Raw genomic sequence first — 25,714 nt, 5'->3', positions numbered from 1 at the left:
TGCGTACTCCATAAGCAGAAAGCCGGCCTTGAATTCGGCGGCAATTGCCAACAGGATCGACGTAGAAGAAGCGGGGCGACTGCGGAACGAGTCGCCGCAGCGCAGCGTCGTATCAAAGAGGTGCCGCAAGTCCGCGGCAAGTGGAGTCGAGATGCAAATCCAGATCAATCACGGCAGTCACGTGCGAATCGCCCAGGACACTTCGGAAAGACTGGCCCAGTCCATCGAGGAATCGCTGTCCCAGTACAAGAACCAGGTCACCCGCATCGAAGTCCATCTCGCCGACCAGAACGGCGGCAAGCATGGCGAGGCAGACAAGCGCTGCACCCTGGAAGCCCGGCTCGATCACCTGCAGCCCGTCGCCGTGTCGCACGAGGCGTCGTCGATCAAGCTGGCGATCGATGGCGCGCTGAAGAAGCTCGACAGCGCGCTGAGTCATACCATCGGCAAGCGCCGGACGTTCTGACGTCCGCCTCTTCTCTTCCTGTGGGGCCGGTCTTCCTGTGGGGCCGGCTTTCCCAAGGGGATTTCCTTCGGTCACAGCCGGCCTTCGGAGGTGTCAGGCTAAAGCCTGACCTACGGCAAGAGATTCTCAGACGTTGTCGCCCTCGGTCGAGCTGTGCACCCCGCCGACCGCGGTTTCCTGCCCCCAGCGCCAGCCGAGCACGCGCGGATGATCTTCGCCGTGCTGGTTGATGTACTCGCGATGTTCCATCAGCGCGTTGCGGATGGCCTGCTTGGCATAGGCTGCGCGTGAACCGAGCTGCGGCAGACGGTTGATCACGTCCTGCACGAGGTGGAAGCGGTCGATGTCGTTCAGCACGCACATGTCGAACGGCGTGGTGGTGGTGCCCTCCTCCTTGTAGCCGCGGACATGGAAGTTGTCGTGATTGGTGCGGCGATAGGTCAGGCGATGGATCAGCCACGGATAACCGTGGAAGGCGAAGATCACCGGCTTGTCGCGCGTGAACAGGTCGTCGAAGTCGTTGTCGCTGAGCGCGTGCGGATGTTCGTTCGGCGACTGCAGCTTCATCAGGTTGACGACGTTGATGACGCGCACCTTCAGATCGGGCAGGTGCTGGCGCAGCAGATCGACGGCCGCCAGCGTTTCGAGCGTCGGCACGTCGCCGCAGCAGGCCATGACGACGTCGGGTTCGACGCCGCGATCGTTGCTCGCCCACTCCCAGATGCCGATGCCCGCCTCGCAGTGTCTGACCGCCTCTTCCATCGTCAGCCACACCGGCGCCGGCTGCTTGCCGGCGACGACGACGTTGACGTAGTTGCGGCTGCGCAGGCAGTGATCGGTGACCGACAGCAGGCAGTTCGCGTCGGGCGGCAGGTAGACGCGCACGATCGAGGCCTTCTTGTTCACGACGTGATCGATGAAGCCCGGATCCTGGTGCGAGAAGCCGTTGTGATCCTGGCGCCAGACATGCGATGACAGCAGGTAGTTGAGCGAGGCGATCGGTCGGCGCCAGCGGATCTCGTTGCATACCTTCAGCCACTTCGCGTGCTGATTGAACATCGAATCGATGATGTGGATGAAGGCTTCGTAGCACGAGAAGAAACCGTGGCGGCCGGTGAGCAGGTAGCCTTCCAGCCAGCCTTGGCATTGATGTTCGCTGAGCATTTCCATGACGCGGCCTTCGCAGGCCAGGTGATCGTCGTACGGAAATTTCTCCGCCATCCAGACGCGATTCGTTACATCGAGCACGTCCTGCCAGCGATTCGAATTGTTCTCGTCCGGGCTGAACAGGCGGAAGTTCTTCGACTCGAGATTCATCTTCATGACGTCGCGCAGGAACTTGCCCATGACGCGCGTCGCCTCGGCGTCGACGGCGCCGGGCTTCGGCACGTCGACGGCATAGGAGCGGAAGTCCGGCAGGCGCAGGTCGCGCAGCAGTTCGCCGCCGTTCGCATGCGGATTCGCGCTCATGCGGCGCCGACCTTGCGGCGCCAGTGCCGCCAGTTCGGGCTTGAAGCGGCCGTTGGCGTCGAACAGTTCCTCCGGCCGGTAGCTGCGCATCCACTGTTCGAGAATCCGGATGTGCTCGGGCTTCTGATGCATCTCGCCCATCGGCACCTGGTGTGCGCGCCACGAATCCTCGGCGCGTTTGCCGTCGATCTCCTTCGGACACGTCCAGCCCTTGGGCGAACGCAGCACGATCATGGGCCAGCGCGGCCGTTCCTGACTGCCGTCCCGACGCGCTGCCTGCTGGATTGTCGCGATCTCGTCGAGCGCCTGATCGAGCGCCGCCGCCATGAGCGGATGCATCTTCTGCGGCTCGTGACCCTCGACGTAGATCGGCGCGTAGCCGTAGCCGCGCAGCAACTGGTCGAGTTCCTCGTGGGTGATGCGCGCGAGCACCGTGGGATTGGCGATCTTGTAGCCGTTGAGATGCAGGATCGGCAGCACCGCGCCATCGGTCGCGGGATTCAGGAACTTGTTCGAATGCCAGCTCGTCGCGAGCGGACCGGTTTCCGCTTCGCCATCGCCGACGATCGCCGCCACGACGAGATCGGGATTGTCGAACGCCGCGCCGAACGCATGACTCAGCGCGTAGCCGAGTTCGCCGCCTTCGTGAATCGAGCCCGGCGTTTCGGGTGCGACGTGGCTGGGAATTCCGCCGGGAAAGGAGAACTGCTTGAACAGCGTCTTCATTCCGGCCTCGTCCTGCGGCACGTTGCTGTAGATCTCGCTGTAGGTACCTTCCAGCCAGGTGTTCGCGACGATCGACGGCCCGCCGTGACCGGGACCGATGATGTAGATCATGTCGAGATCGCGCTGCTTGATGACGCGATTCAGATGCACGTAGATGAAGTTGAGCCCCGGCGTCGTGCCCCAGTGGCCGACCAGGCGCGGCTTGACGTGCTCCTTGCGCAGCGGCTCCTTGAGCAGCGGATTGTCGTAGAGATAGATCTGACCGACGGAAAGGTAATTCGCTGCGCGCCACCAGGCATCCATGCCCTGCAACAGATCGGGGGACAATGCAGACATGGTGCGACGATCTCCACGGGACCCGGCGATTGCCGATCAGTGGCGATGGTCTTACGCCGCAACGAGGGCGGCAATATGAACAAACACGGTCGAGCTACGTGCTCGGCAACCGTGCAGGCAGGTACGGAATGCGCCGACCCGAAGCGGTGTCAGCGAGCGTCGTCCGTTGCAGCATCCTCTGCATGGACTTCGGCGGCAGCGGGTTCGACAGGCACGGCGGCAGCCGCCGCCAGGGCGCGATCCGACGGGAACGGCCCATCGTTCAGCTCGACCACGCAGCTCGCCGAGTGCAGCGCCGGACGCATGTTGGCGAGACTGCATTCGGAGAACACCGACTCGCTGGAGATCAGCGCCGGCGTCATGAGGAAGCGGCTCCTGGGCGTGCCCGTGCACTGTTTTTCGCCGTCGTGCGGCGCGCCGAGGATGTGCGCGATCTCATGCGCCGCGATCAGCGAATCCAGCCCCGAGTTGACGCTGGCCCGCGCCAGGCCGGTGCTGAAGTACGGACTGCAGAGCGTGCGCGTGTAGGCCAGGCCTACGCGACTGTCGTCGAGCCGGCGGCCCGTGAACAGGAAGGTGATCGCCTGCGACTGCCGATCCGCTTGCCGCATTCGCAGTCCGGCGAGTTGCGAGAGCAGCTGCGAAGCATTGGTGGAATCGGAGAGCCCCGCGGTCGCGGATGCGCCCGTATCGATGGAGGACACCTGGATCGCGACGCCGAGTTGCGCCACGAAGATGCCATCGACATTGTTCAGTCGCGTCAGGATTTCCTCGCGCGCCTGCTCGTCCGTCGCATAGCGTGCCCGGAACGCGGCGTCGCCGAGCGCCGCCACGTCGATCCGATAGCTGGCCGCGGGCAACTGCACCGCGCCGCCGTTCAGCTCATCTCGCAGTTCGCGATAGGTCGCGTTGACCGGGTCGCGCCCGCCGATCGTATCTGCAAGTCGATAGACGACCGTATCGCCCGCGTCCAGCGACGCGGCACTCGCGGCGTCCAGAATTTTCATGCTGTCGATGAGGAAGAGTTCGACACCGTCCCAGAACATGCCGCGCGCCGTTCCCGACGTGATGCTGATGCGCGCCCAGGAATTCGGCCGGCCTTCGACGACGCCGGCAAACAGTCCCACGCTGCTGCCGGCCGCAGCCAGCGCCAGTCGCTCGTTCGGCTGCAGACGCAGGTGGAAATCGCGACCGTAGGCGCGAAACCGCATCGACAGCGGACGCTCGTCGCTGTCGCGCACCGCCTGCGTCAGCGGCTCGAGCGTCTGCATCCGCTCGAAATGACGGATGCGCAGACCGCTCTCGCTGGTATTCGCGAAGACCGGCAGGGCCGCGATGGCACCGATGATCAAGCCGGCACACCAGGGACGCCGGCGCTGGATTACGGACATGGCTCACTCTAGGAAGGCCTGTATCCGAATCTTCGGCATCAGCGCAGAGTTTTGAACGAGGTGGTCCCTCAACCGCCGCGAATTCCGACGCGCATCACAGGCTGGGGGAAACCCGCAGATCGCATGACGAAGTATTAATAGGGAACTGCGTCACATGCCCCTTCTTCCTGTGGGGCCGGCTTCAGCCGGCTTCTTCCTGTAGGTCAGGCTTCAGCCTGACTCTGAAAGCGGCCGGCTGAAGCCGGCCCCACAGTAAGAAGCCCCCACCCTAACCCTCCCCCGCTGCGCGGAGGAGGGGATCAGACCTGCCGCTCTCAGCTTCCGTAACCCGGATTCAGCTCGATGATCTGCTTGCAGGTCTGTTCGTTGACGAAGTCGTGACCGATGACGTTCGGCAGGGTCCAGCGGTTCATGCTCGACTTGGCCTTGATCTCGGTGATGAAGTCGCCGAGCTTCGCGTGCGCGCCATCCTTGGACCTGGTGTTGCTGGAAACATTGCCGCCGGTCTGCTGCCAGTAGACCCAGTGCAGATGATCCGCGCGGTGGCCGTGGTGTTCGTCCGCGGCGGTCTGCGCCGTCTTCAGAACATCCTTCATGTCCTTCTTCGACTTGTAGGTGCCGCAGAAACACAGGCCGCTCACCGTCGGCGAACCCGCCTCGTACTTGTACATGGGCAGATAGCCGTTCTGGGGCGTGAAGCCTTTGTGAAACTCCGAGGCGAAGACCATGATGACCTTGCCGCGCAGGTCGTCGAGCGAGCACAGCGCGATGTTGCCGCTCTTGTTGTAGATGTAGTTCGCGTTGTTGCCGATGCTGCGGAAATCATCGAGCGCGGCGCCGACGTGTTCGGGGCAATAGGTGTGCGAAATGCGCAGGATCAGGAACTCGGTCGGATACGTCTTCACGTACGCCACCGCATCCTTGACGGCGGTCATGAACGAACCGCCGTACGCGCCCAGTGCGCCGGTCGATTTGCCGATCTTCGGCCACTTGAATTTCTCCATGGCGAAGTGACCCATCGTCGGTTCGACGACGCTCTTGCCCTTCTCGTCCTTGACCCGTTTCAGGAAGACGCGCACGTCGAACACGCGCGAGCCGGCGAACGCCTGGTTGTAGATGTTCGAACCCTGGCAGCGCGCATAGCGCTTCGGCGCGGCGACGCGACTGAGGCTGTCGCCGTAGACGCCGGCGTCATGGCTGGCCGGCAATACCATGTTGATCAACTGCGGATCGTTCTGGATCTTGCTCATCCACATGGCATTCGTCATCGGGAACTCCTTCGGGCTTGTCGGGCCGCAGCAGCGGTGCGGTTCTTGGTTTTAGGAGACAAGGCAGCCGCATCGACGGGCGATACGGCGGTCGACGGAGTTTCGACGGATTGTCGTCGCGCGGACCATGAACTGGCGCGCAGAAATCGAGAGGGAGGGAAAAGCTGGCGCGCGACGGATCGCGCGCCAGAAACATGACGCCCGGTCAGTGCTGCGACTTGACCAGTGCGCGGAACCGATGCAGCAGCGGTTCCGTGTAGCCGTTCGGCTGCGCGACCCCTTCGAAGACCAGCGCGCGCGCGGCCTGGAATGCCAGGCTGTTCTGCAGGTTGGCCGCCATGGGGCGATACAGCCGATCGCCGGCATTCTGCGAATCCACCTTCGCCGCCATGCGCGCCAGTGCCGCGTCCACCTGCTGCGGCGTGCACACCTTGTGCAGCAGCCAGTTGGCGATGTGCTGCGAGGAAATGCGCAGCGTCGCGCGGTCTTCCATCAGGCCGATGTCGTGAATGTCGGGCACCTTCGAACAGCCGATGCCCTGATCCACCCAGCGCACGACATAACCCAGAATGCCCTGCGCATTGTTGTCCAGTTCCTCGGTGATTTCGGCCTCGGACCACGACGCACCGGTGTGCAGCGGAATGGTCAGCAGCAGATCGAGCGCCGGCGTCGCACGCTTGGCGATCTCGGCGTGACGCGCGAACACGTCGACCTGGTGATAGTGCAGCGCGTGCAGCGTCGCAGCCGTGGGGCTCGGCACCCACGCGGTCGTGGCGCCCGCCTGCGGATGACCGACTTTCTGTTCCAGCATGTCGGCCATGCGATCGGGCGCGGCCCACATGCCCTTGCCGATCTGGCCCACGCCAGCGAAGCCGCACGTCAGGCCGATGTTCACGTTGCGATCCTCGTACGCCTTGATCCAGGTCGAGGCCTTCATCGCGCCCTTGCGGATCATCGGGCCGGCCTGCATCGAGGTGTGCATTTCATCGCCGGTGCGATCGAGGAAGCCCGTGTTGATGAACACGATGCGGCCCTTCACCGCTTCGATGCACGCAGCGAGATTGGCCGACGTGCGGCGCTCCTCATCCATGAGGCCGAGCTTGAGCGTGTGACGCGCGAGACCGAGCGCATCTTCGACGGCATTGAACAGGCTGTTCGCAAAGGCCGCTTCCTTCGGACCGTGCATCTTCGGCTTGACGATGTAGATCGAGCCGGCGCGGCTGTTGCGATGCCGGCCGAGCGCCTTGAGATCGTGCATGCCGATCAGCGACGTCACCATCGCATCGAGGATGCCTTCCGGCGCTTCGGAACCGTCCGCCAGCTTCACGGCGGGCGTGGTCATGAGATGACCGACATTGCGTACGAACAGCAGCGAGCGGCCCGGCAGCGTGATTTCCTTGCCGTCCTTCGGCGAGGTCCAGGTGCGGTCGGCCTCGAGCTTGCGGGTCATGGAGCGGCCGCCCTTGTCGAACGTCGCTTCGAGATCGCCGCGCATCAGGCCGAGCCAGTTCGAATAGGCCGCGGTCTTGTCCTCGGCGTCCACCGCGGCGACGGAATCTTCGAGATCGATGATGGTCGTCAGCGCCGCTTCCATCACGACGTCGGCGATGCCGGCCGCGTCATCGCGACCGATCGGATGCTGGCGGTCGATGACGAGTTCGATGCCGAGTCCGTGATGACGGAACAGCAGGCTCGACGGATTCGCAGCGTCGCCGCGATAGCCCGACAGCAGCGACGGATCCTGCAGCGCCGGCACCAGCGCGCCATTGACGACGCTGTAGCTCTTCACGTCCTTGTGCGAACCGCTCGCGAGCGGCAGCGCGCTGTCGAGAACCGCCTTGGCGCGTGCGATCACCTGCGCGCCGCGCTCGGCATCGTAGCCGCCGGCCCTGGCCTTGCCGGGCAGCGCATCGGTGCCATAGAACGCATCGTAGAGACTGCCCCAGCGCGCGTTCGCCGCGTTGAGCACGAAGCGATCGTTGAGCGAGGGCACCACGAGCTGCGGCCCCGCCATCGTCGCCACTTCGGCATCGACATTGCGGCTCTCGATCCTGAACGGCGCCGGCTCGGCGACGAGATAGCCCTGTTCGCGCAGGAACGACTGGTAGGCCGCCGCATCGATCGGCTGACCGCGACGCTGTTCGTGCCAGCGATCGATGGCCGCCTGCAGGCGATCGCGCTCGGCGAGCAGCGCACGATTCTCCGGCGCGAACTTCGCCAGGACGCCCGCCAGGCCCGACCAGAATGCATCGGCACTTACGCCCGTCCCCGGCAATGCCTTCTGTTCGATGAATGTCGCGAGCTGTGCTGCGACGGAGAGTCCCGCGCGATCGATCATGCTGGTCATCGTCAACCTCTTGCTGCAATTTTGTCCGGCAATTCGCCGGACATTTCTGCCGCAACGGCCCTGCGCTGCGGGGTCGCGATTACACCACCGGCCGCGGGAATGAATCTACCCGTGCGCCGCGCGATCCGCGTCTTTCTGTAGGTCAGGCTTCAGCCTGACGTTTTCAGGCCGGCTACAGCCGGCCCCACAGAAGCGCCTGCAGAAGGGTGTTAGTGTTTCGCACATATCCATTCCGGGGTTTTCGCATATGCATCCGCCACTCGACGAGACCCACGCGCCCGACGCCGCGAGCTGGGTCGCCAGCGCCGCGCGTCATCCCGACTTCCCCGTCCAGAACCTGCCGCTCGGATCGTTCTCGCAGCCCGGCGATACGCGCCGGCACGCGGGCATCGCCATCGGCGATCACATTCTTTCGCTGAGCCACATTGCATCGCTGCTGGAAGGCGACGCCCGACGCGCCGTCGACGCCTGCGGATCGGGGACATTGAACGGCCTGCTCGCGCTGGGCGCCGCGCCCCGCCGCGCCTTGCGCCGCGCCGTGTTCAGGCTGCTGACCGATCGCAATCAGGCGCATGCCGTGCAGCCCGCCCTGTTCGCCGCGAACGACTGCACACTGCACGTACCTGCGGAGGTCGGCGACTACACCGACTTCTATACCGGCATCCATCACGCGACCAACGTCGGCAAACTGTTCCGCCCCGACCATCCGCTGCTGCCGAACTACAAGTACGTACCGATCGGCTATCACGGTCGCAGCTCGAGCATCGTCGCGTCGGGCACACCGGTGATCCGGCCGCGCGCACAGATCAAGGCCGCCGATGCGCCGCCGGTCTATCAACCCACGCAGCGGCTCGACTACGAACTGGAGATGGGCGTGTGGATCGCCGGTTCGAATGAACGCGGCGAGCCGATTCCGATCGCTCGCGCCGGCGAACACGTCGCCGGACTGTGCCTGCTCAACGACTGGTCGGCGCGCGACGTGCAGACCTGGGAATACCAGCCGCTCGGTCCGTTCCTCGCAAAGAATTTCCTGACGACCGTGTCGCCGTGGATCGTCACCCGCGAAGCACTCGCGCCGTATCGCATGGCGCAGCCGTCACGGCCGGAGGGCGATCCCGCACCGCTGCCGTACCTGCTCGATTCAGCCGATCAAGCAGCGGGCGCGTACGCAATCGTGATGGAAGTCCATCTGCAGACATCGCGCATGCGCGACGCCGGCATCGCCCCGCATCGCCTGAGCCGCGGCCCGATGAGCGTCATGTACTGGACCGTCGCACAGCTCATCGCGCATCACACCTGCAATGGCTGCAACCTGCGTCCGGGCGACCTGCTCGGCACGGGCACGCTGTCGGGCGTCGACCCGTCGAGCTTCGGCAGTCTCATCGAACTGTCGGGCGGCGGCCGCCATCCGCTTCAGCTACCGGGCGGCGAAACGCGCACGTTCCTGCAGGAAGGCGACCGGCTCGTCATGACGGCCCATGCCGAAGCGCCGGGGCGGGTGCGGATCGGCTTCGGGGAGTGTGCGGGAGAGGTGGTGGCTTCCTCTTAAGAGGAAGATTGGTACGCAAGAGGCGCAAGGCGGAACGCAAAAAGCGCAAGAAGAAGTAAAAGCTTCTTTCGGACCTGCGCCTTTTGCGTTCCGCCTTGCGCTTTTTGCGTACCATTCCTATGCCAGCGCCTGCGCATGCCACCGCAGATGATCATCGATGAACGTCGCGATGAAGTAGTAGGAATGGTCATAGCCTTCCTGCAGGCGCAACGTGACCTGCTGGCCGGCTGATTTCGCGGCGGCGACGAAGCGTTCCGGCTGCAGTTCGCGCTGCAGGAAGGTATCGGCGCTGCCCTGATCGATGAGTACGTGCGCCTGCGACGGGCGCTGTTTCACCAGTTCGCAGGCGTCGTACGGGCGCCAGGCGTCACGGTCGTTGCCGAGGTAGGCGGTGAATGCCTTCTGTCCCCACGGCACCTGCGTCGGCGCGACGATCGGCGCGAAGGCGGAGACGGAGCGGTAGAGCTGCGGATGTTTCAGGTGCAGCATCAGCGCGCCGTGTCCGCCCATCGAATGGCCCGTGATGCCCTGACGATTCAGATCGGCATGGGCGAAGTTGTCTGCAACGACCTGCTGCAGTTCCTCGACGACGTAGCGATCCATGTGAAAGTGCGTCGACCACGGCGCCTGCGTGGCGCTGAGATAGAAACCGGCGCCCTGGCCCAGATCGTAGGCAGTGTCGTCCGGCACGCCTTCGCCGCGCGGCGAGGTGTCGGGCGCGATGATCATGATGCCGAGCTCCGCGGCGGTGCGCTGCAGGCCGGCCTTGGTCATCACGTTTTCCCAGGTGCAGGTCAGGCCGGAGAGATACCAGAGCACCGGCACTTTCCCTGTCTGGGGCGGCGAGAAGACAGCGAAGCGCATGGTGGTGCGGCACACGCTGGATTCGTGGTCGAACACGTCGAGTCTGCCGCCGAAGCAGCGCCAGGATGAAACGGTCTTGAGCATGGATCCGGCTCCGCCAAACAATTTGCTTGCGGGCCTTTTCCTGTGGCCCCTCTCTTCCTGTGGGGCCGGCTTCAGCCGGCCTTGCTGGAGTCAGGCTGAAGCCTGACCCACAGAAGAGTCAGAACAGCACGACGCTGCGGATCGACTTGCCTTCGTGCATCAGATCGAACGCATCGTTGATCTTCTCGAGCGGCATCGTGTGCGTGATCAGTTCGTCGATGCGGATCTTGCGGTTCATGTACCAGTCGACGATCTTCGGCACATCGGTGCGACCGCGCGCGCCGCCGAAGGCCGTGCCCTTCCAGACGCGGCCGGTGACGAGCTGGAATGGGCGGGTGGCGATTTCCTTGCCGGCTTCCGCGACGCCGATGATGATCGACTGGCCCCAGCCGCGATGACAGCACTCCAGCGCCTGGCGCATGACGTCGGTGTTGCCGGTGCAGTCGAAGGAATAGTCGGCGCCGCCGCCAGTGAGTTCGACGATCTTCGCCACGACGTTTGCCGCACCGACTTCCTTCGGATTGACGAAGTCGGTCATGCCGAAGCTCTCGGCCATCGCGCGCTTGGCGGGATTGACGTCGACGCCGATGATTTTGTCGGCGCCGACGAGCTTCGCGCCCTGGATCACGTTCAGTCCGATGCCGCCGAGACCGAACACCACGACGTTCGCGCCGGCCTCGACATCGGCGGTGTAGATCACCGCGCCGACGCCCGTCGTGACGCCGCAGCCGATGTAGCAGATCTTGTCGAACGGTGCGTCCTCGCGGACTTTGGCCACCGCGATTTCCGGCATGACGGTGAAGTTGGAGAAGGTCGAGCAGCCCATGTAGTGATAGATGGGCTTGCCCTTGTACGAGAAGCGGCTCGTGCCGTCGGGCATCACGCCCTTGCCCTGCGTGGCGCGGATGGCCGTGCACAGGTTCGACTTGCGCGAAGTGCAGGTCTTGCACTGCCGGCATTCCGGCGTGTACAGCGGAATGACGTGATCGCCCGGCTTCACCGACGTCACGCCCGCGCCGACTTCGCGCACGATCCCGGCGCCTTCGTGGCCGAGGATCGAGGGAAAGATGCCTTCGGAGTCCTTGCCTTCGAGCGTGTAGGCGTCCGTGTGACAGACGCCGGTGGCCATGATTTCCACCAGCACTTCGCCGGCTTTCGGCCCCTCGAGGTCGAGTTCGACGATCTCCAGCGGCTGGTTGGCAGCGAAGGCGACGGCGGCGCGGGTCTTCATGGGTTTCTCCGGAAAGGCGGGGCCCGGATCATACCCCGCACGCCGGCGCCGTCGGCAGCTGCTGCGCCTACTTCAGGTGCTTGTCGTGATTTCAGAAAAGAAGATCTCCACGGGGGGCACGGGGAGCACGGGGCGGAAAACTTAAGGAGAGCTTCCTTTCAGATCCCCGTGTTCCCCGTGTCCCCCGTGTCCCCCGTGGAGTTCCTCTTCATCCGTTCAGTAGTGATCGAAACTGACCCTGAGTCCGCCGCCCTCCTCGGTCGGCGGCAATTCCTGCACGAAGCGGCGCGCGGTGCCGAGTTCCAGCGTGAGCGATCGATAGGTGTGCCGGCCGCGTTCGCGACTCGTCTCCACGTGCAGCACGTAGGTGCCGGCGGGCACGCGTTCGCCGGCATCATCGACGCCATCCCAGAACACGTTGTAGACGCCCGCGCCCGAGGTCGACATGGAACGCGTGGTCACGAGCCTGTCCGTGTGCGCCCGGTTCATCGACCACCAGAGGTAGTTGTCCTTCTGCCAGTCGGCGCGTTTGCCGACCAGCAGCAGGGTGCGCACCGGGCGGTTGTCCGGCGCAGTGATCCACATCGCCAGGTACGGCGAACGGAAGCTCGGATCGCGGATCAGCTGGCGTCGCGGCGCCGTGAAAGTGGCGAGCGCCTGCCAGCCGTCGGACCACGCAGAGGGTCCGGCGGACGATGCAACGGAAAATCTTTCGCGACCGGCATCGGTGACGCGGATCGAACCGTCATCGCGCGCGATGCGTGCAGCGACGCCGTGACGATTCGCCAGGTCGAGCGCCTTCTCTTCTTGCAGCACGAGCAGCGTGGTCGCCATGGCGTCGGCCTCCGCCGCGCTCGCTGCAATGACGCTGACCGAACGGCGCTGATCGACCGGCCAGCCGGTGAATGGCGACAGCGTGACGCTGTGTCGCGCACCCCGCACGAGCGGATCGCGCGGCCCGCGGCCGCTGGTCGCGATGCCTTCGTCACGCAGGTGCGTCGTCGCGACCAGCGGTGCGTTGTCGAAGGGCCGCGTGGGATCGGCGATGCCGACGCGCCAGCCGGCGGACTGCGGCGTCTGACCGCCGCAGCGGATATCGCCGCCGATGTCGACGAGTGCACCCGCCACGCCCTGCACGCGGCACGCAGCATCGAAGGCGCGATCCACGATCCAGCCTTTCGCGAGCGCGTCGAGCGAGAACAGGACTGCGTCCGGACGAACGATGGTTCGCGTGCGCGGATCGAACCCGACCTCGGCCGCCATCGTACGGGCGACAGCGTCCTGGAGTTCGATCCGCGACGGCAATTCGTGCACTGCCTGACGCCACAGGTTCAACGCCTGTCCCAGCCGTCCGCTGAACGCACCGGACGAAACACGCTGCCAGTGTTCGGCCAGCGAGACGACGTCGAACAGTTCCGCCGAAGCCTGATGGCGCGAGGCGCGATTCAACTGCGAAAGCTCGCTGTCCGGGTCGCGGTGATCCAGCACGCGCCGCAAGCGGTCGATCTCGGCACGTACGGCGAAGGCCGCTTCCTGCGCGACGCGCAGCGATTGCGCCGTAAAGGCCAGCAGCATGCGTGTGCCCAACACGCACTCGTCCCGGAACACGAACGCGCCCGCATCGGCGGCGGGCACTTCCAGCGCGGGCATGGGCGGCGGCAGCGTCTCGAACGGCATGTCAGTGCACCGTCAGCGAGAACAGTGTCCACATGCCGGCGGCGCTCACGAGGGTCAGCAGCAGCGCCGTGCGCAGTCGGAAACGCATGCTCAGGAAGATGAGATAGCCGATCAGCGACAGCACGATCAGCAGCACGGCCACCACGTCCACCAGCAGCCGCCACGACGGACTGGCGCGTTCGGCGCGATGCAGTTCATTCATCACCAGCGTCGCAGGCGCAGGTTCGATGACGATTTCGAGCCGGCCCGTCGGCAGATTGACGCGTACATCCGTCAGGCCGCGTACGCCCTGCAATCTCGCGAACACATCCGGGCCGGCGCGATCGCCCGAACTGTATTCGCCGCGCAGCGCGGCGTGAGCTGCGGCGATCTCCGCCAGCACCGCGCCCGGATCGTCGGCGAGTTCGATCCGCTTCACTGCCTGCGGATCGAGCTGCACGGTCTTGGTCACGGGCGCCGGCGGCTCACCCTCGGTCCACTGCGGATGATTCAGCAGCAGGCCGGTGACGGAAAAGAAACACAGCGCGAGGAAAGCGATGGCCGACAGCCAGCCGTGCAGCAGTCGGCAGTAACGGTGGAAATCCTGGGTCGAGATCATCAGGCCACGACCGCCAGCGCGCGGCGTGCGCGCTGGCGGTAACGGATGCACTCCTGTGCATAGCGCCGGTACATGGCGGGGTCGACTTCCTCGCTCTCGCAGCACGGCAGCAGCAGCGCGCCTTCGGACGTGAAGTTGCCGTCCCATGCCATCAGCGCCTCGTCCGGGAAGCCGGGATCGTAGGTCGCGAGCTTCGCGTCCGGCATCGCATCGAAATACGCGCACAGATTGATGCCGGTCTCGCTCATGAGTTCGAACGGCGGCTCGCTTTCGAAATCCCAGGCGGGCTCTTTGCGGCTCATGTGATCATCCCCGAACCCAGCCGTGCGCCTCGTTGTCGCGCAGGCCGCCGCTCTGGAGATAGGCGAGCCTGGTGCGCTCCAATGCGTCGGCCGGCAGCGCGTTGCGCTGCGCATTCACGTCCACGTTGTAGAGCTTCGCCGCGTTGAGGCCGAAGATCCGCGCCTTGTCCTCGTCGGTGATCTTCCTGTAGCCGTGCTTCTCGCACATCTCATCGGAGATCTGGAAGCGCTGGAAGGCTTCGATGGACCACTGCGGCGAACCCCACCACAGGCAGTCGGTGCCCCACACCACGTGATCGGCGCCGTAGGTCTTGATGTTCAGACCCATGCCGTGCATCGCCATGACCGGATCCTGCACGACCAGCGTGTTGAAGAACGAGCCGATCTCCGGATAGACGTTGTTGACCTGCGGATTCCTGCGCTTGATGTCCATCAGGATCCTGTGCCACAGGAAGTCGCCGGTCTCCGGGTTGTACTCGTTCATCTCCTTCCAGTTCTCGCCGTCGGAAGAACCGTGCTTGAGCGCGGAGTGATAGATGACGAAGTTGACGTCCGGATTGCGCAGCGCCGCCAGCTCCACATCCTTCGGGTTCGCCAGATGACCGAGCTTCTTCGACTGGTAGCTGTAGCCCTTGTGCACGCTGAACAGCTTCTTGCCGCGCTTCTTCGACTCCTCGATGAACCACTGCGCGTTCTCGTCGTCGAGCTGGAAGCCGTTGCCGGTGCGCGCCGGGTCGGTGTGGCAGTACCACTTCCAGGAATCGATCTTGTAGACATCGAGTTCGCGTTCCATCTGTTCGAGGGTCGCGGCCTTGTCGATCGTGTTGGTCTGCGTATTCCAGTAGTGGTTCGGCGCGAGGTTGCCCTGGCTCAGTGCGCGTTGTGAGCCGGCCATCGCGTTGATCTCGTTGCGGCTCTTCGCCATCAGCCATGACGGCAGGATGGCCCCGCGCGGCGTGCGTTCGGCATCGACCAGCACGCGGCCGTCCGCGGCGCGCTGCTCTTCGCGGCTCGGCACGCCCGAGATCACGACCATCGCGGTCTCGGAATCGAGAAACATCTCCTTCACGAAGGTCTTGAACGAATAGGCCTCGACGTCGTTCTTGAGATCGAAGCCCATGTTCTTCGCGGTTTCGGAATTGCGGAAGTTGAGCGCAATGCCGTTGGAGTAGTGAGCCTGCACGTCGATGATGAAGTACTTGCCCTTCCTGCCGCCGGTCAGCTTTTCCTGCACGGCCGCGAGACTGAACTGTTCTTCCCTGTCGATATCCCACACGGCACCGAATACGCGGTTCTGCGCCAGCAACGCTGTCGTGATGCCCAGCGACGAGGCCATGTAGGCGCGACGGGACATGTTGAGCTTCTTCGCATTGGCCGTGCCCATCTCCATCGTCAGGGCTTCGACCTGCTTCTGTTTCTCCGTCTGCGGACGGGGCAGGAATTCCTCGTTCGACACGACCTGCGTCGGAATCGGCGAGTCGATGCCGAGCGAGCGATCGCGATCACCTTTGCGGATCCACATGATGAGTTCCCCCGACATCCGATTCTTGCAAGGAGCCGCCGCGCGGCAGGCTTTCCAGACGCCGGGGGATCTTGTCACGCTCCTGCATGAAGGTTTCATAAGTGTTGCCAACGGGGCCGACAACCCCGACCGTCTGCAGGCGTTGGCCGCGAATGCATTGGCAGCGCACCGCTGTCTGCATTCGGCGTCGGGTTCTGACAAGTCGCGCGGCTGACGCACAAGGTGACAATCCTCGTCACGTGACGCGCGTAGTCCGTCGTGGCCTAAGTGATTGATCCAGATGAAACGGGCGCGTCTGGCACGCTCGTTGCTCTGTCATCGTCGAACCGACAACAAAGGTACGTGCCGTGGAACCGACCTGTGAAGTGATCGGCTGGCTGCTGGACGAAGGCGCCGGGGGCCAGGTGCTGATCCGCGAAAACAACGGCGACATCTCGTCGCAGGCGGCCAGTCCCGACAGCGCCTTCGGACACTTCGCCGTCCAGACCGGCGCCTTCCGTCGCGGCAATCCCATCATCGATCCGCGCACCATGGAAACGGTCGGCTACGAGATGGAACGGATCAGCGCAGTAGCCGATCGGCTCCTCCTGTAGGTCAGGCTTGTAGGTCAGGCTTCAGCCTGACTCCTCAGAGGCCGGCTGAAGCCGGCCCCACAACCCATCGCTCCCGCATGCGCGGTACCCTGTGCCCGCATGACAGCCACAGCAACCATCGAACCGCACACCGGCCGAACCGGATGGCTGCATCGTCTGCGGCTCTACGCGCAGCGGATCGTCCTGGTGCTGCTGGCGCTACTCATCGGCGCACTCGGCATGCGTGCCTGGATGTCGCGCAGCACGCCGGATCTGCAACCGTGGCATCGACTGGTCCCCGAAGAACTCGATGCCCGGGCGCTCGATGCTGCGGACTGGTCGCAGTACGTCGCAGCGGAGAACCACCTCTTCGCCGACGTCGCCCGCGACATGGAACACGCGGTCGCGCCAGACGAGCGCGCGCACTTCAATCGCTACAATCCCGACAGCCCGGTGTATCCGGAACGGTTCGCGACCCGCTGGAACCGTTCCCATGTCCTCGAACCCGAGGCAGCGGCGGTCGGCGTCGTCGTCCTGCTGCATGGACTGACCGATTCGCCGTACTCGATGCGCCATCTCGCCGAGGACTATCGACGTCGCGGCTTCATCGCACTCGTCCCGCGCCTGCCGGCGCATGGCACCGTGCCCGGCGCGCTCACGCGCATCGAATGGCAGGACTGGACGGCCGCCACCCGCATGGCGATGCGCGAAGCAGCGCGACGATCGCACGGCAGCCTGCCGGTGCATCTCGTCGGCTATTCCAATGGCGGCGCGCTCGCCGTCAAGTACGCGCTCGATGCGCTGGAGAATCCGGCGCTGCCGCAGGTCGAGCGGCTGGTGCTGCTCTCGCCGATGATCGGCGTCAATCGCAGTGCGCGCTATGCGGGCATCGCCGGCTGGCCCGCGATCCTGCCGCCGTTCGCGCGCACTGCCTGGCTCGACATTCTTCCGGAGTTCAATCCCTTCAAGTACAACTCGTTCCCGGTCAACGCCGCGCGACAGTCCTACCTGCTGACGGACGCGGTGCAGCGGCAGCTGCTGCGATTGAAGGCGAGCGGCGATCTCGCACGGCTGCCGCCGGTGCTCACGTTCCAGTCGCTGGTCGATGCCACCGTGATCGCCTCGGCCGTGGCCACGGCCTTCTACGCCCACCTGCCGGCGAACGGCAGCGCGCTGGTGCTGTTCGACATCAATCGCGAAGCGAACCTCGAACCCTTCCTGCGCCAGGGCGCGCTGGTCGCGCCATCGGCCATGCTGGGCGCGGCGCCGCGCAACTATGGCGTGACGATCGTCACCAATGCCGGGCCGAGGACGCTCGAGATCGTCGCCCGCACGACAGCGGCGGGCGCATCGCAGGAAATCATTCGACCGTTGAACCTGCGATATCCGGCGGACGTGTTCTCGCTGTCGCACATCGCCCTGCCGTTTCCGGAAAGCGATGGCCTGTACGGACGCACGCCGGACCCCGCCGAGAACTTCGGCGTCGCGCTCGGGACGCTGGGAATGCGCGGCGAACGCGGCGTGATGGCCGGCGGTCTCGACATCACCACCGTGCGCCTGGGCAGCAATCCGTTCTTCGCCTACGTGATCGAACGCACCGCGGCGGCGGCCTCCGCAGACTAGCGCGATGTCGTCCGACGCATCGGCATCGAATCCGCCCCTCGCCCGCATCGCGCGGTTCCTGGAGCGCGTTCCCTGGCTGATACCGTCGATCAGTTTCGTGTCGGGCGTCGTCGGCTTCGCGATGGTGAAGCGCGGCGCGGACCTCGCACGAATCATTGCGATGATCGCGCTGGCCGGCTGGGTATGGCTGCTCATCGAGCCGCTGGTGCGGCGTTACCTGGAGCGGCGGCGCGCAGGGATCGGCAAGTTCGTCTCCAATTTCCTGACGCAGTCGCTGCAGCAGGAAATGCTGTTCTTCGCATTGCCCTTCATGGTCGGCGCGACGCAGCTGGACGCGGGGCAGATCGCCTTCCTGGTGATTGCCTGCATCGCCGCGCTGCTGACCGCGCTCGATCCGCTCTATGAACGCTGGATCGCTGCACGCGCCGCGAGCCGCCTGCTGTTCCACGCGTATTGCAGCCTGATCGCGGCGGTCGTGGTGCTGCCGATGGTCGTGCATCTGTCGCTGGAGCAGGCGCTGCCCTTTGCGCTGGGCGCCGTGGGCGTCTGGCTGCTGCTCACGGCGCCGATGTCGCTGCATTCGCTGCGTTCGATGCGCCTGAAAGCAGCATGGATCGCCTGCTCCGTGGCGGCGCCACTGCTGGTCTGGTCGCTGCGGGCCCATATTCCGCCGGCAGGACTGGCGGTGACGCAGGCCGTGGTCACGCAGTCCATCGACGAACTGACGCCCGGCGCGCGGGTGCGGGTGCTGTCGCAGGCGGAACTCGGCGCGGGCGTGATCGCGTTCGTCGCCATCCGCGCACCGAGCGGCGTGGCGCAGTCGATCGTCTTCGAGTGGCGTCATCGCGGCTCCAGCGAACTCATCACCTCGCAGATCCATGGCGGCAACGACAGCGGCTGGCGCACGTACTCGCGCAAGCAGTCGTTTCCGGCCGATGCGCGCGGACGCTGGTTCGTCGATGTCCGCACACCGCAGGGGCAACTGCTCCGACGCCTGCAATTCACCGTCACGTGAATCTGGCGGCGGGACCGGCAATCCCCTGTGCCGTTCGCGCCGGCTTTTTGCATAGAATGCCCGTCCGCTGGCTGCCTGCGAGTTGAGCCTTCGTGAACAGGAAATCCATCGTCATCGCCGCGGCGGCGATTGCACTGCTCGCCCTTCTCGCGTGGTGGCTCTTCGGTCGCGAAGAGCAGTCCGATGTCATCACCCTGCACGGCAACGTGGACCTGCGCCAGGTCGATCTGCCCTTCAAGGACAGCGAACGCATCGCCGCGGTACTGGTCGAGGAAGGCACCCCGGTCAAGGCCGGCGACGTGCTGGCGCGGCTCGACACCAGCCGGCTCCAACCGCGCGTACGCCAGGGCGAAGCGCAGGTGACCGCGCAGTCGGAGCTGCTGCGCAAGTTGCGCAATGGCGCGCGGCCGGAGGAAATCGCCCAGGCGCGCGCCGCCGTCGCTGCGGCGGAGGCCGAAGCGGCCAATGCGCGCAGCCAGATCGACCGGCTGCAATCGATCAGCGATGCGTCGAAGGGTCGCGCCATCAGCACCACGGATCTCGAAGCCGCAGCGACGCAGGCACGCATGAGCGAAGCCCATGCGAAGAACGCGCGCGAGGCACTCGCGCTGCTGCTGGCAGGCACGCGCAAGGAAGACATCGAACAGGCCCAGGCGCAGCTCGATGCCGCCGAAGCCGATCTCGCCCTGCTGCGCCAGCAGCTGCAGGATGCGGAACTGGTGTCGCCGACCGACGGCGTCATCCGCAACCGGCTGATGGAGCCCGGCGAACTCGCCACGCCGCAGCGACCGGTGTTCTCGATTGCAATCGCCAGGCCGAAGTGGGTGCGCGCCTATCTCAGCGAACCCGACCTCGGGCGCGTCAATGTCGGCATGGCGGCCAGCGTCACCATCGACGCCGATCCGAAGCAGCCCATCGCCGGCACGGTGGGATTCATCTCCTCGACCGCGGAGTTCACGCCGAAGACCGTGCAGACCGAAGAACTGCGCACCAGCCTCGTCTACGAGGTCCGCATCCTGGTGCAAGACCCGGACGACCGGATGCGACTGGGCATGCCGGCAACGGTACGCATCGACACCACCGCGAAGACGGCAGCGCCCGCCGCGGGCTGAATGCCATGACCGCGCCCCGTCACGGCGTCGCGATCCAGGCACGCGAGGTGTCGAAGCGGTTTGCGCGCGGCAAGACCGACGTCGTCACGGCGCTGGACCAGGTGTCGTTCGAAGCGCAGCACGGATCGCTCACCGCGCTGGTCGGCCCGGACGGCGCCGGCAAGACCACCCTGCTGCGACTGGCCACCGGCCTGCTGCGCGCGGATGCCGGCACGCTGACGGTCCTCGGTCTCGACGTCGCGACGCATCCGCAGGAGATCCAGAACCGCATCAGCTACATGCCGCAGCGCTTCGGCCTGTACGAAGACCTGAGCGTGCAGGAAAACCTCGATCTCTATGCCGACCTGCACGGCGTCACTGCACAGGAACGTGCCGGGCGCTATCCGCGACTGATGGAGATGACGGCGCTCGCGCCGTTTCGCGACCGGCTCGCCGGCAAACTGTCGGGCGGCATGAAGCAGAAGCTCGGCCTCGCCTGCACGCTGGTGCGCTCGCCGGATCTGCTGCTGCTCGATGAACCGACCGTGGGCGTGGATCCGCTGTCGCGGCGCGAACTGTGGTCGATCGTGGCCGGGCTGGTCGAAAACGAAGGACTGTCCGTGCTGGTCTCGACGTCGTACATGGACGAAGCCGAACGCTGCTCGCACGTCATCGTGCTGCACGAAGGCCGGACCGTCGCACTGGGTCCGCCGCAGGATCTCAGCGCGCGGGCGCGCGGTCATTCCTTCATAGCCACGGCATCAATGCAGGAGTCGGCCCGCTCGCTGCAGGCGCGACTGATGGACATGCCCGAGATCATCGACGCCGTGCCCCATAGCGGCCACGTGCGCACGGTGATGCGCGAAGCACACGCGGCGAGCGTGCCGGACGTGCGGTTCGACCCCGTGGAACCGGACCTGGAAGATGGACTGATGATGCTGCTGCGGGCGCAGGCCAGCGTGCCGCCGGCCGCGGCCGCTGCCATCGAACTGGCCTCGGCGAGGCCCACCAGCGATTCCGAAATCGTCATCGAAGTGCACGACGTGGTGCGCAAGTTCGGCGATTTCACGGCCGTGAACCGCACCAGCTTCGATGTGCGGCGCGGCGAAGTGTTCGGACTGCTCGGCCCGAACGGCGCCGGCAAGACCACGACGTTCCGCATGCTCTGCGGCCTGCTGCCGGCGACCAGCGGCACATTGCGCGTGGCCGGCGCGGACCTGCGCCGCGCGCGCGCCGAGGCGCGCCAGAACGTCGGCTACGTGGCGCAGAAATTCTCGCTGTACGGCGATCTCAGCATCCGCGAAAACCTGGAGTTCTTCGCCGGCGCCTATGGCTTGCGCAACTCGCGCCTCAAAGCGCGCATCGACTGGGCGCTCGACAATTTCGATCTGCGCGAACGCGAATCGGCCGCTGCCGGCCTGCTGCCCGGCGGTTTCCAGCGCCGGCTGGCCATGGCAGCGGCGCTGCTGCACGAACCGCAGATCGTCTTTCTCGACGAGCCCACCAGCGGCGCCGATCCGCTGGCGCGCCGCGAATTCTGGCGACGCATCACGGCGCTCGCCGACCACGGCACGACCATCGTCGTCACCACGCACTTCATGGAAGAGGCCGAATACTGCGATCGCATCATGATCCAGGACGCCGGCCGGATGCTCGCCATCGGCACGCCGGAGGCAGTCCGGGCGCACGCGGCGGAAGACGGCGCGCCGGCGCAGACGATGGAAGACGCCTTCATCGCCATCGTCGCGAATGCACGCCGGCAGGCGCAGGACGCCTCATGACCCAGCCCGCCGCCACATCGCGCCTTGCCGATGCCCTTTCGTGGCGCCGGCTGGTCGCGCTGACGCGCAAGGAATCGCGGCAGCTGGTGCGCGACCGGAGCAACCTGATGGTGGGACTGTTCCTGCCGCTGCTGCTGATCCTGATCTTCGGCTACGGACTGTCGTTCGACGTGAAGAACGCGCCGCTTGCCCTCGTGACCGAAGACACATCGCCGACGGCGCAGGACGTGCTCTCGGGTTTCTATCTGTCGCCCTACTTCTCGCCGGTACCGCTGGTATCGATGAGCGACGCCCTGCAGCTGCTGCGCGAGCGGCGGGTGGACGGCATCGTCTACGTGCGCGCGGATTTCTCGCGGCGCCTGGCGCGTGGCGACGCCACCGTCCAGGTACTGGTGAACGGCGTCGATGCAAATCGCGCGCGCGTGATCGAGGCCTATGCGCAGGGCGCGATCGGTTCGTGGGCGGCCAAGCGCGCCTCCTCGGGCGAGCCCACGCTCGCGCCCGCGATCACGCTCGAATCGCGTCAATGGTTCAACGAGGCCAACAACAGCCGGCACTTCCTGGTGCCGGGACTGATCGTGCTCATCATGACCCTGAACGGCGCGCTGCTGACGTCGCTGGTGATCGCACGCGAATGGGAACGCGGCACGCTCGAATCGCTGTTCGTCACGCCGGTGCACGCCACGGAGATCGTCATCTCCAAGCTCGTGCCCTACTTCATGGTCGGGCTGGCGGGACTCATCATGTGCCTGCTGTCGGCGAAGCTGCTGTTCTTCGTGCCCATCCGCGGCTCGCTGCTGCTGATCGTCTTCACGTCCATGCTCTATTTGCTGGTGTCGCTGACGACCGGGCTGCTGATCTCGGCGGCGACGAAGAACCAGTTCCTGGCCAGCCAGATCGCATTGATCGTCGGCTTCCTGCCGGCGCTGATGCTGTCGGGTTTCATTTTCGACCTGCGCAGCGTGCCGGCGGTGGTGCGCGGCATCAGTCACGTGCTGCCGGCGACCTACTACGTCGAGGCGCTGCAGACCCTGTTTCTCGCCGGCAATGTGCCGGGCCTGCTGATCCGCGACTGCGCCGTCCTCGCCTTCGCCGCCGCGGTGCTGCTGGTGCTGACGCGCGTGAACATCCGCAAGGAGCTGGCATGAACGCCGCGCTGCATCGCATCGCCACGCTCATCCGCAAGGAGCTGATCGCGGTTCTCAAGGATCCGCGCAGCCGGCTGGTGCTGTTCCTGCCGATCTTCCTGCAGTCGCTGCTGTTCGGCTACGCGGCCACGTTCGATCTCAACGAAGTGCCCTACGCGCTGCTCGACCGCGACCGCAGCCAGGCCTCGCGCGATTTCGTCGCGCGCCTGGACGGCACGACCGTCTTCAATCGCGTGGCCATCCTGAACAATGCCCGCGACATCGATGCCGCGATCGGCCGCAAGGAGGCGATCCTGGTGGTCCAGATTCCCGACGATTTCGAGCGCCGCATCCAGTCCGGCCAGGGCGCCACCGTGCAGGCCATCACCGACGGCCGCAACTCGAATACCGCCGGCATCTCCACCGCCTATCTCTCGGCGGTCGTCGAACGCTTCAATGCCGACTGGAGTGCCGCGCACGGACACGCGGCAGTACCGCTGCGGGTGGAAACACGCGCCTGGTACAACCCGAACCTGGAAACGCGCTGGAACATGATCCCCAGTCTCATTGCCGCGCTGAGCTTCCTGCAGACGCTCATGCTCACGGCACTGTCGGTGGCGCGCGAGCGCGAACAGGGCACCTTCGATCAGCTGCTGGTCACGCCGCTGCGACCGCGCGAGATCATGATCGGCAAGGCGGTGCCGCCGATCCTGATCGGTCTCACGCAGTCCACCATCATCCTGCTGGTCGCGCGTTTCTGGTTCGGCATTCCGTTCCAGGGTTCGCTGCTCACGCTCTACGTCGGCCTGCTGCTGTTCACGACCGCGTCGGTCGGCGTCGGGCTGGCGCTCTCCGCCTACTCCGCGACCATGCAGCAGGCGATGCTCTACACGTTCGTGCTGCTGATGCCGATGATGCTGCTGTCGGGCCTCACCTCCGCGATCAGCAACATGCCGACGGCCATGCAGTACCTCACGCTGGCGAATCCGCTGCGCTATGCCATCGAGATGGTGCAGCGGATCTATCTCGAAGGTGCGGGATTCGAGTGGGTCTACAACGACATGTGGCCGCTGATCCTCATCGCCGTGCTGACGCTTCCCACGGCCTCGTGGCTGTTCCGCCACCGGCTGGTGTAATGCAGGTGTCCCATGCTGACCCGTAAATTCCTGCTCGCCGCTTCGTCGCTGTGCATCGCCGCCTGCGCGGTCGGCCCCTCCTTCGAGCCGCCGCAGGCGCAGCTACCCGAACAGTGGCAGGGCGCGGCCGACGTACAGTCCGTCGACGCCGAATGGTGGAAGCAGTTCGGCGATCCCACGCTCGATGCACTGATCGGGCGTGCGCGCGCCGGCAATCTGGATCTGAAGATCGCGGGACTGCGGGTCGCGCAAAGTCGCGTGCAGCGCGCCATCGCCACGGGCGAGCGCTGGCCCGGCGTGAGCGCCAACGCGGGCTACCAGCGCCGTCGCGAGAGCGAGTTCGGCGTCACGACCCGCATGATCGACATCCTGGCGCCGGCCGGCGCTGCGCGCGATCAGATCATCGAGGCCCTGGCGGAACCGTACGACGTCTACCAGGCAGGCTTCGACGCCGCATGGGAACTCGACCTGTGGGGTCGCGTGCGACGCGCGGTCGAATCTGCCGATGCCAATGTCGCCGCCGGCCAGGAAGCCTTTCATGACGTGGAGCTGACCCTGGTCGCCGAAGTTGCACGCACCTATCTGGAACTGCGGGGCGTGCGCGACCAGCTGCGCATCGCGCGTGACGATGTCGCCTCCGGCACCGACGAACTGGAACTCACCGGATACCGCGTCAAGGGCGGACTGGTCAGCAACCTCGACCTGAGCACGCAGCAGGCGCAGGTGGCGACGGTGCGCTCGCAGATTCCGCCGCTCGAACATCAGGAGGCGGCATTGCAGAATGCACTCGCCCTGCTCGTCGGCGCCGATCCCGCCTCGCTGAACGCCGAACTGGCTTCGACACCGGCGACGAACGCACTACCGCAGGTCGCGCCGGGCGGCATTCCTTCCGAACTGGCGCGCCGTCGTCCCGATATCCGTCGCGCCGAAGCACAGCTGCACGCCGCCACGGCGGACATCGGCGTGGCCGTGGCGGACCTGTATCCGCGCTTGTCGATCACGGGAAGTTTTTCCCAGCAATCGCTCGACGCCTCCGACTTCGGCGACTGGGGCGCGCGGCAATGGGTCATCGGCCCGAGCCTGACGCTGCCGATCTTCCAGGGCGGTCGTCTGCGTTCCGTGGTCGAGCTGCGCGAACTGCAGCAGCAGGAAGCCGCCGTGAACTACCAGCGCACCGTTCTCGGCGCGTGGCACGAGATCGAGAATGCGCTCGCGGCGTATGCGGCCGAACAGCGTCGCCATCAGGAACTGGCGCAAGTCGTCGCCGCCAGCCGCGACGCCTACGAGATCGCGCACGTGCGATACGAGCATGGACTGGTCAACTACCTGGTCGACCTCGACGCCCATCGCTCGCTGCTGCAGGCGGAACGCGCCTTCAGCGAGAGCCGCACGCAGATCGGCGTGCGGCTGGTGGCGCTGTACAAGGCGCTGGGCGGCGGATGGAGTGAAGGGCAGTGATGTAGGGGTGGGCTTCAGCCTACCCCAGGCCGGCTGAAGCCCAATAATGGGATGGACCCGTCCCCCCCTTTGATCCGGCG

The 25,714-nt window shown here is 65.5% G+C and carries 21 protein-coding genes; 11 read left to right on the top strand and 10 right to left on the bottom strand.

Going from position 1 to position 25,714, the window contains the following annotated elements; all coding sequences use genetic code 11:
* Positions 1-151 precede the first annotated feature (151 nt).
* The gene (locus V7D81_RS17995) at positions 152-466 is read left to right on the top strand and encodes an HPF/RaiA family ribosome-associated protein (RefSeq protein WP_324318812.1); all 315 of its coding nucleotides are present in this window, start codon (positions 152-154) and stop codon (positions 464-466) included.
* Between the two features lie 126 nt (positions 467-592).
* Here the strand turns inward: V7D81_RS17995 and V7D81_RS17990 are convergent, their stop codons facing one another.
* From V7D81_RS17990 to V7D81_RS17975, 4 genes are all read right to left on the bottom strand, one after another.
* The gene (locus tag V7D81_RS17990) at positions 593-2,998 is read right to left on the bottom strand and encodes a phosphoketolase family protein (RefSeq protein WP_324318810.1); all 2,406 of its coding nucleotides are present in this window, start codon (positions 2,996-2,998) and stop codon (positions 593-595) included.
* Positions 2,999-3,147: 149 nt separating this feature from the next.
* Positions 3,148-4,389 carry a M12 family metallo-peptidase gene (locus V7D81_RS17985; protein ID WP_324318808.1) on the bottom strand — a complete coding sequence of 414 codons (1,242 nt, stop codon included), beginning with the start codon at positions 4,387-4,389 and terminating at the stop codon, positions 3,148-3,150.
* A gap of 314 nt (positions 4,390-4,703) precedes the next feature.
* Complete coding sequence (locus V7D81_RS17980; RefSeq protein WP_324318806.1) at positions 4,704-5,657, bottom strand: hypothetical protein; 954 nt, start codon at positions 5,655-5,657, stop codon at positions 4,704-4,706.
* 205 nt (positions 5,658-5,862) lie between these two features.
* The gene (locus V7D81_RS17975) at positions 5,863-8,004 is read right to left on the bottom strand and encodes a malate synthase G (RefSeq protein WP_324318804.1); all 2,142 of its coding nucleotides are present in this window, start codon (positions 8,002-8,004) and stop codon (positions 5,863-5,865) included.
* Positions 8,005-8,251: 247 nt separating this feature from the next.
* Between V7D81_RS17975 and fahA the strand changes: the two genes are divergently transcribed.
* A complete protein-coding gene (gene fahA, locus V7D81_RS17970; RefSeq protein WP_324318802.1) occupies positions 8,252-9,553 on the top strand; it encodes a fumarylacetoacetase in 1,302 nt (433 codons plus the stop codon).
* Between the two features lie 117 nt (positions 9,554-9,670).
* On the opposite strand, the gene fghA is transcribed toward fahA, so the two are convergent.
* From fghA to V7D81_RS17940, 6 genes are all read right to left on the bottom strand, one after another.
* Positions 9,671-10,501 carry an S-formylglutathione hydrolase gene (fghA, locus tag V7D81_RS17965; protein ID WP_324318800.1) on the bottom strand — a complete coding sequence of 277 codons (831 nt, stop codon included), beginning with the start codon at positions 10,499-10,501 and terminating at the stop codon, positions 9,671-9,673.
* 118 nt (positions 10,502-10,619) lie between these two features.
* A complete protein-coding gene (locus V7D81_RS17960; RefSeq protein WP_324318798.1) occupies positions 10,620-11,732 on the bottom strand; it encodes an S-(hydroxymethyl)glutathione dehydrogenase/class III alcohol dehydrogenase in 1,113 nt (370 codons plus the stop codon).
* A 216-nt stretch (positions 11,733-11,948) separates the two neighbouring features.
* On the bottom strand, positions 11,949-13,409 hold the full coding sequence (locus V7D81_RS17955) for a DUF2271 domain-containing protein (protein ID WP_324318796.1): 1,461 nt from the start codon (positions 13,407-13,409) through the stop codon (positions 11,949-11,951).
* A gap of 1 nt (position 13,410) precedes the next feature.
* Positions 13,411-14,007 (bottom strand): PepSY-associated TM helix domain-containing protein, encoded by a 597-nt coding sequence (locus tag V7D81_RS17950; protein ID WP_324318795.1) that lies wholly within the window; start codon positions 14,005-14,007, stop codon positions 13,411-13,413.
* Positions 14,007-14,309: a hypothetical protein gene (locus V7D81_RS17945; protein WP_324318793.1), complete on the bottom strand. Its 303-nt coding sequence runs from the start codon at positions 14,307-14,309 to the stop codon at positions 14,007-14,009. Before V7D81_RS17945 ends, V7D81_RS17950 begins: the two co-directional genes overlap by 1 nt.
* 4 nt (positions 14,310-14,313) lie before the next feature.
* Positions 14,314-15,831, bottom strand: coding sequence for an amidohydrolase family protein (locus V7D81_RS17940; protein ID WP_324318791.1), 1,518 nt, complete (start codon positions 15,829-15,831; stop codon positions 14,314-14,316).
* A gap of 1 nt (position 15,832) precedes the next feature.
* On the opposite strand from V7D81_RS17940, the gene V7D81_RS17935 reads away from it, so the two are divergent.
* The 9 genes from V7D81_RS17935 (at position 15,833) to V7D81_RS17895 (ending at position 25,634) form a co-directional block, all read left to right on the top strand.
* Positions 15,833-16,045: a hypothetical protein gene (locus V7D81_RS17935; RefSeq protein WP_324318789.1), complete on the top strand. Its 213-nt coding sequence runs from the start codon at positions 15,833-15,835 to the stop codon at positions 16,043-16,045.
* 133 nt (positions 16,046-16,178) lie between these two features.
* Positions 16,179-16,424, top strand: a complete 246-nt coding sequence (locus V7D81_RS17930; RefSeq protein ID WP_324318787.1) for a hypothetical protein — start codon at positions 16,179-16,181, stop codon at positions 16,422-16,424.
* 99 nt (positions 16,425-16,523) lie between these two features.
* Positions 16,524-18,026, top strand: a complete 1,503-nt coding sequence (locus V7D81_RS17925) for an alpha/beta hydrolase (protein WP_324318785.1) — start codon at positions 16,524-16,526, stop codon at positions 18,024-18,026.
* A gap of 4 nt (positions 18,027-18,030) precedes the next feature.
* Positions 18,031-19,041: a DUF5924 family protein gene (locus V7D81_RS17920; RefSeq protein ID WP_324318783.1), complete on the top strand. Its 1,011-nt coding sequence runs from the start codon at positions 18,031-18,033 to the stop codon at positions 19,039-19,041.
* Between the two features lie 92 nt (positions 19,042-19,133).
* On the top strand, positions 19,134-20,153 hold the full coding sequence (locus V7D81_RS17915) for an efflux RND transporter periplasmic adaptor subunit (RefSeq protein WP_324318781.1): 1,020 nt from the start codon (positions 19,134-19,136) through the stop codon (positions 20,151-20,153).
* A 5-nt stretch (positions 20,154-20,158) separates the two neighbouring features.
* Positions 20,159-21,913: an ATP-binding cassette domain-containing protein gene (locus V7D81_RS17910; protein WP_324318779.1), complete on the top strand. Its 1,755-nt coding sequence runs from the start codon at positions 20,159-20,161 to the stop codon at positions 21,911-21,913.
* Positions 21,910-23,061, top strand: a complete 1,152-nt coding sequence (locus tag V7D81_RS17905) for an ABC transporter permease (protein WP_324318777.1) — start codon at positions 21,910-21,912, stop codon at positions 23,059-23,061. The genes V7D81_RS17910 and V7D81_RS17905 overlap by 4 nt, the downstream gene beginning before the upstream one ends.
* The gene (locus V7D81_RS17900) at positions 23,058-24,176 is read left to right on the top strand and encodes an ABC transporter permease (RefSeq protein ID WP_324318775.1); all 1,119 of its coding nucleotides are present in this window, start codon (positions 23,058-23,060) and stop codon (positions 24,174-24,176) included. Before V7D81_RS17905 ends, V7D81_RS17900 begins: the two co-directional genes overlap by 4 nt.
* A 12-nt stretch (positions 24,177-24,188) precedes the next feature.
* Entirely contained in the window at positions 24,189-25,634 is a 1,446-nt protein-coding gene (locus V7D81_RS17895) for an efflux transporter outer membrane subunit (protein ID WP_324318773.1), read from the top strand.
* Positions 25,635-25,714 lie beyond the last annotated feature (80 nt).

It is taken from the genome of Povalibacter sp. (assembly GCF_036735925.1).
Classification (GTDB): Bacteria; Pseudomonadota; Gammaproteobacteria; order Steroidobacterales; family Steroidobacteraceae; genus Steroidobacter.
The sequence above is the reverse complement of the archived record's forward strand: the minus strand, read 5'-3'. Positions and strand labels throughout refer to the sequence as shown.

What these genes read in the sequence shown, in the direction of transcription:
- V7D81_RS17910 (WP_324318779.1), top strand. Translation starts at nt 20,159, where the DNA reads ATGACCGCGCCCCGTCACGGCGTCGCGATCCAGGCACGCGAGGTGTCG.
- fghA (WP_324318800.1), bottom strand. Translation starts at nt 10,501, where the DNA reads ATGCTCAAGACCGTTTCATCCTGGCGCTGCTTCGGCGGCAGACTCGAC.
- fahA (WP_324318802.1), top strand. Translation starts at nt 8,252, where the DNA reads ATGCATCCGCCACTCGACGAGACCCACGCGCCCGACGCCGCGAGCTGG.
- V7D81_RS17985 (WP_324318808.1), bottom strand. Translation starts at nt 4,389, where the DNA reads ATGTCCGTAATCCAGCGCCGGCGTCCCTGGTGTGCCGGCTTGATCATC.
- V7D81_RS17980 (WP_324318806.1), bottom strand. Translation starts at nt 5,657, where the DNA reads ATGACGAATGCCATGTGGATGAGCAAGATCCAGAACGATCCGCAGTTG.
- V7D81_RS17975 (WP_324318804.1), bottom strand. Translation starts at nt 8,004, where the DNA reads ATGACCAGCATGATCGATCGCGCGGGACTCTCCGTCGCAGCACAGCTC.
- V7D81_RS17940 (WP_324318791.1), bottom strand. Translation starts at nt 15,831, where the DNA reads ATGTGGATCCGCAAAGGTGATCGCGATCGCTCGCTCGGCATCGACTCG.
- V7D81_RS17950 (WP_324318795.1), bottom strand. Translation starts at nt 14,007, where the DNA reads ATGATCTCGACCCAGGATTTCCACCGTTACTGCCGACTGCTGCACGGC.
- V7D81_RS17945 (WP_324318793.1), bottom strand. Translation starts at nt 14,309, where the DNA reads ATGAGCCGCAAAGAGCCCGCCTGGGATTTCGAAAGCGAGCCGCCGTTC.
- V7D81_RS17935 (WP_324318789.1), top strand. Translation starts at nt 15,833, where the DNA reads ATGAGTTCCCCCGACATCCGATTCTTGCAAGGAGCCGCCGCGCGGCAG.
- V7D81_RS17960 (WP_324318798.1), bottom strand. Translation starts at nt 11,732, where the DNA reads ATGAAGACCCGCGCCGCCGTCGCCTTCGCTGCCAACCAGCCGCTGGAG.
- V7D81_RS17905 (WP_324318777.1), top strand. Translation starts at nt 21,910, where the DNA reads ATGACCCAGCCCGCCGCCACATCGCGCCTTGCCGATGCCCTTTCGTGG.
- V7D81_RS17920 (WP_324318783.1), top strand. Translation starts at nt 18,031, where the DNA reads ATGTCGTCCGACGCATCGGCATCGAATCCGCCCCTCGCCCGCATCGCG.
- V7D81_RS17925 (WP_324318785.1), top strand. Translation starts at nt 16,524, where the DNA reads ATGACAGCCACAGCAACCATCGAACCGCACACCGGCCGAACCGGATGG.
- V7D81_RS17955 (WP_324318796.1), bottom strand. Translation starts at nt 13,409, where the DNA reads ATGCCGTTCGAGACGCTGCCGCCGCCCATGCCCGCGCTGGAAGTGCCC.
- V7D81_RS17900 (WP_324318775.1), top strand. Translation starts at nt 23,058, where the DNA reads ATGAACGCCGCGCTGCATCGCATCGCCACGCTCATCCGCAAGGAGCTG.
- V7D81_RS17995 (WP_324318812.1), top strand. Translation starts at nt 152, where the DNA reads ATGCAAATCCAGATCAATCACGGCAGTCACGTGCGAATCGCCCAGGAC.
- V7D81_RS17990 (WP_324318810.1), bottom strand. Translation starts at nt 2,998, where the DNA reads ATGTCTGCATTGTCCCCCGATCTGTTGCAGGGCATGGATGCCTGGTGG.
- V7D81_RS17895 (WP_324318773.1), top strand. Translation starts at nt 24,189, where the DNA reads ATGCTGACCCGTAAATTCCTGCTCGCCGCTTCGTCGCTGTGCATCGCC.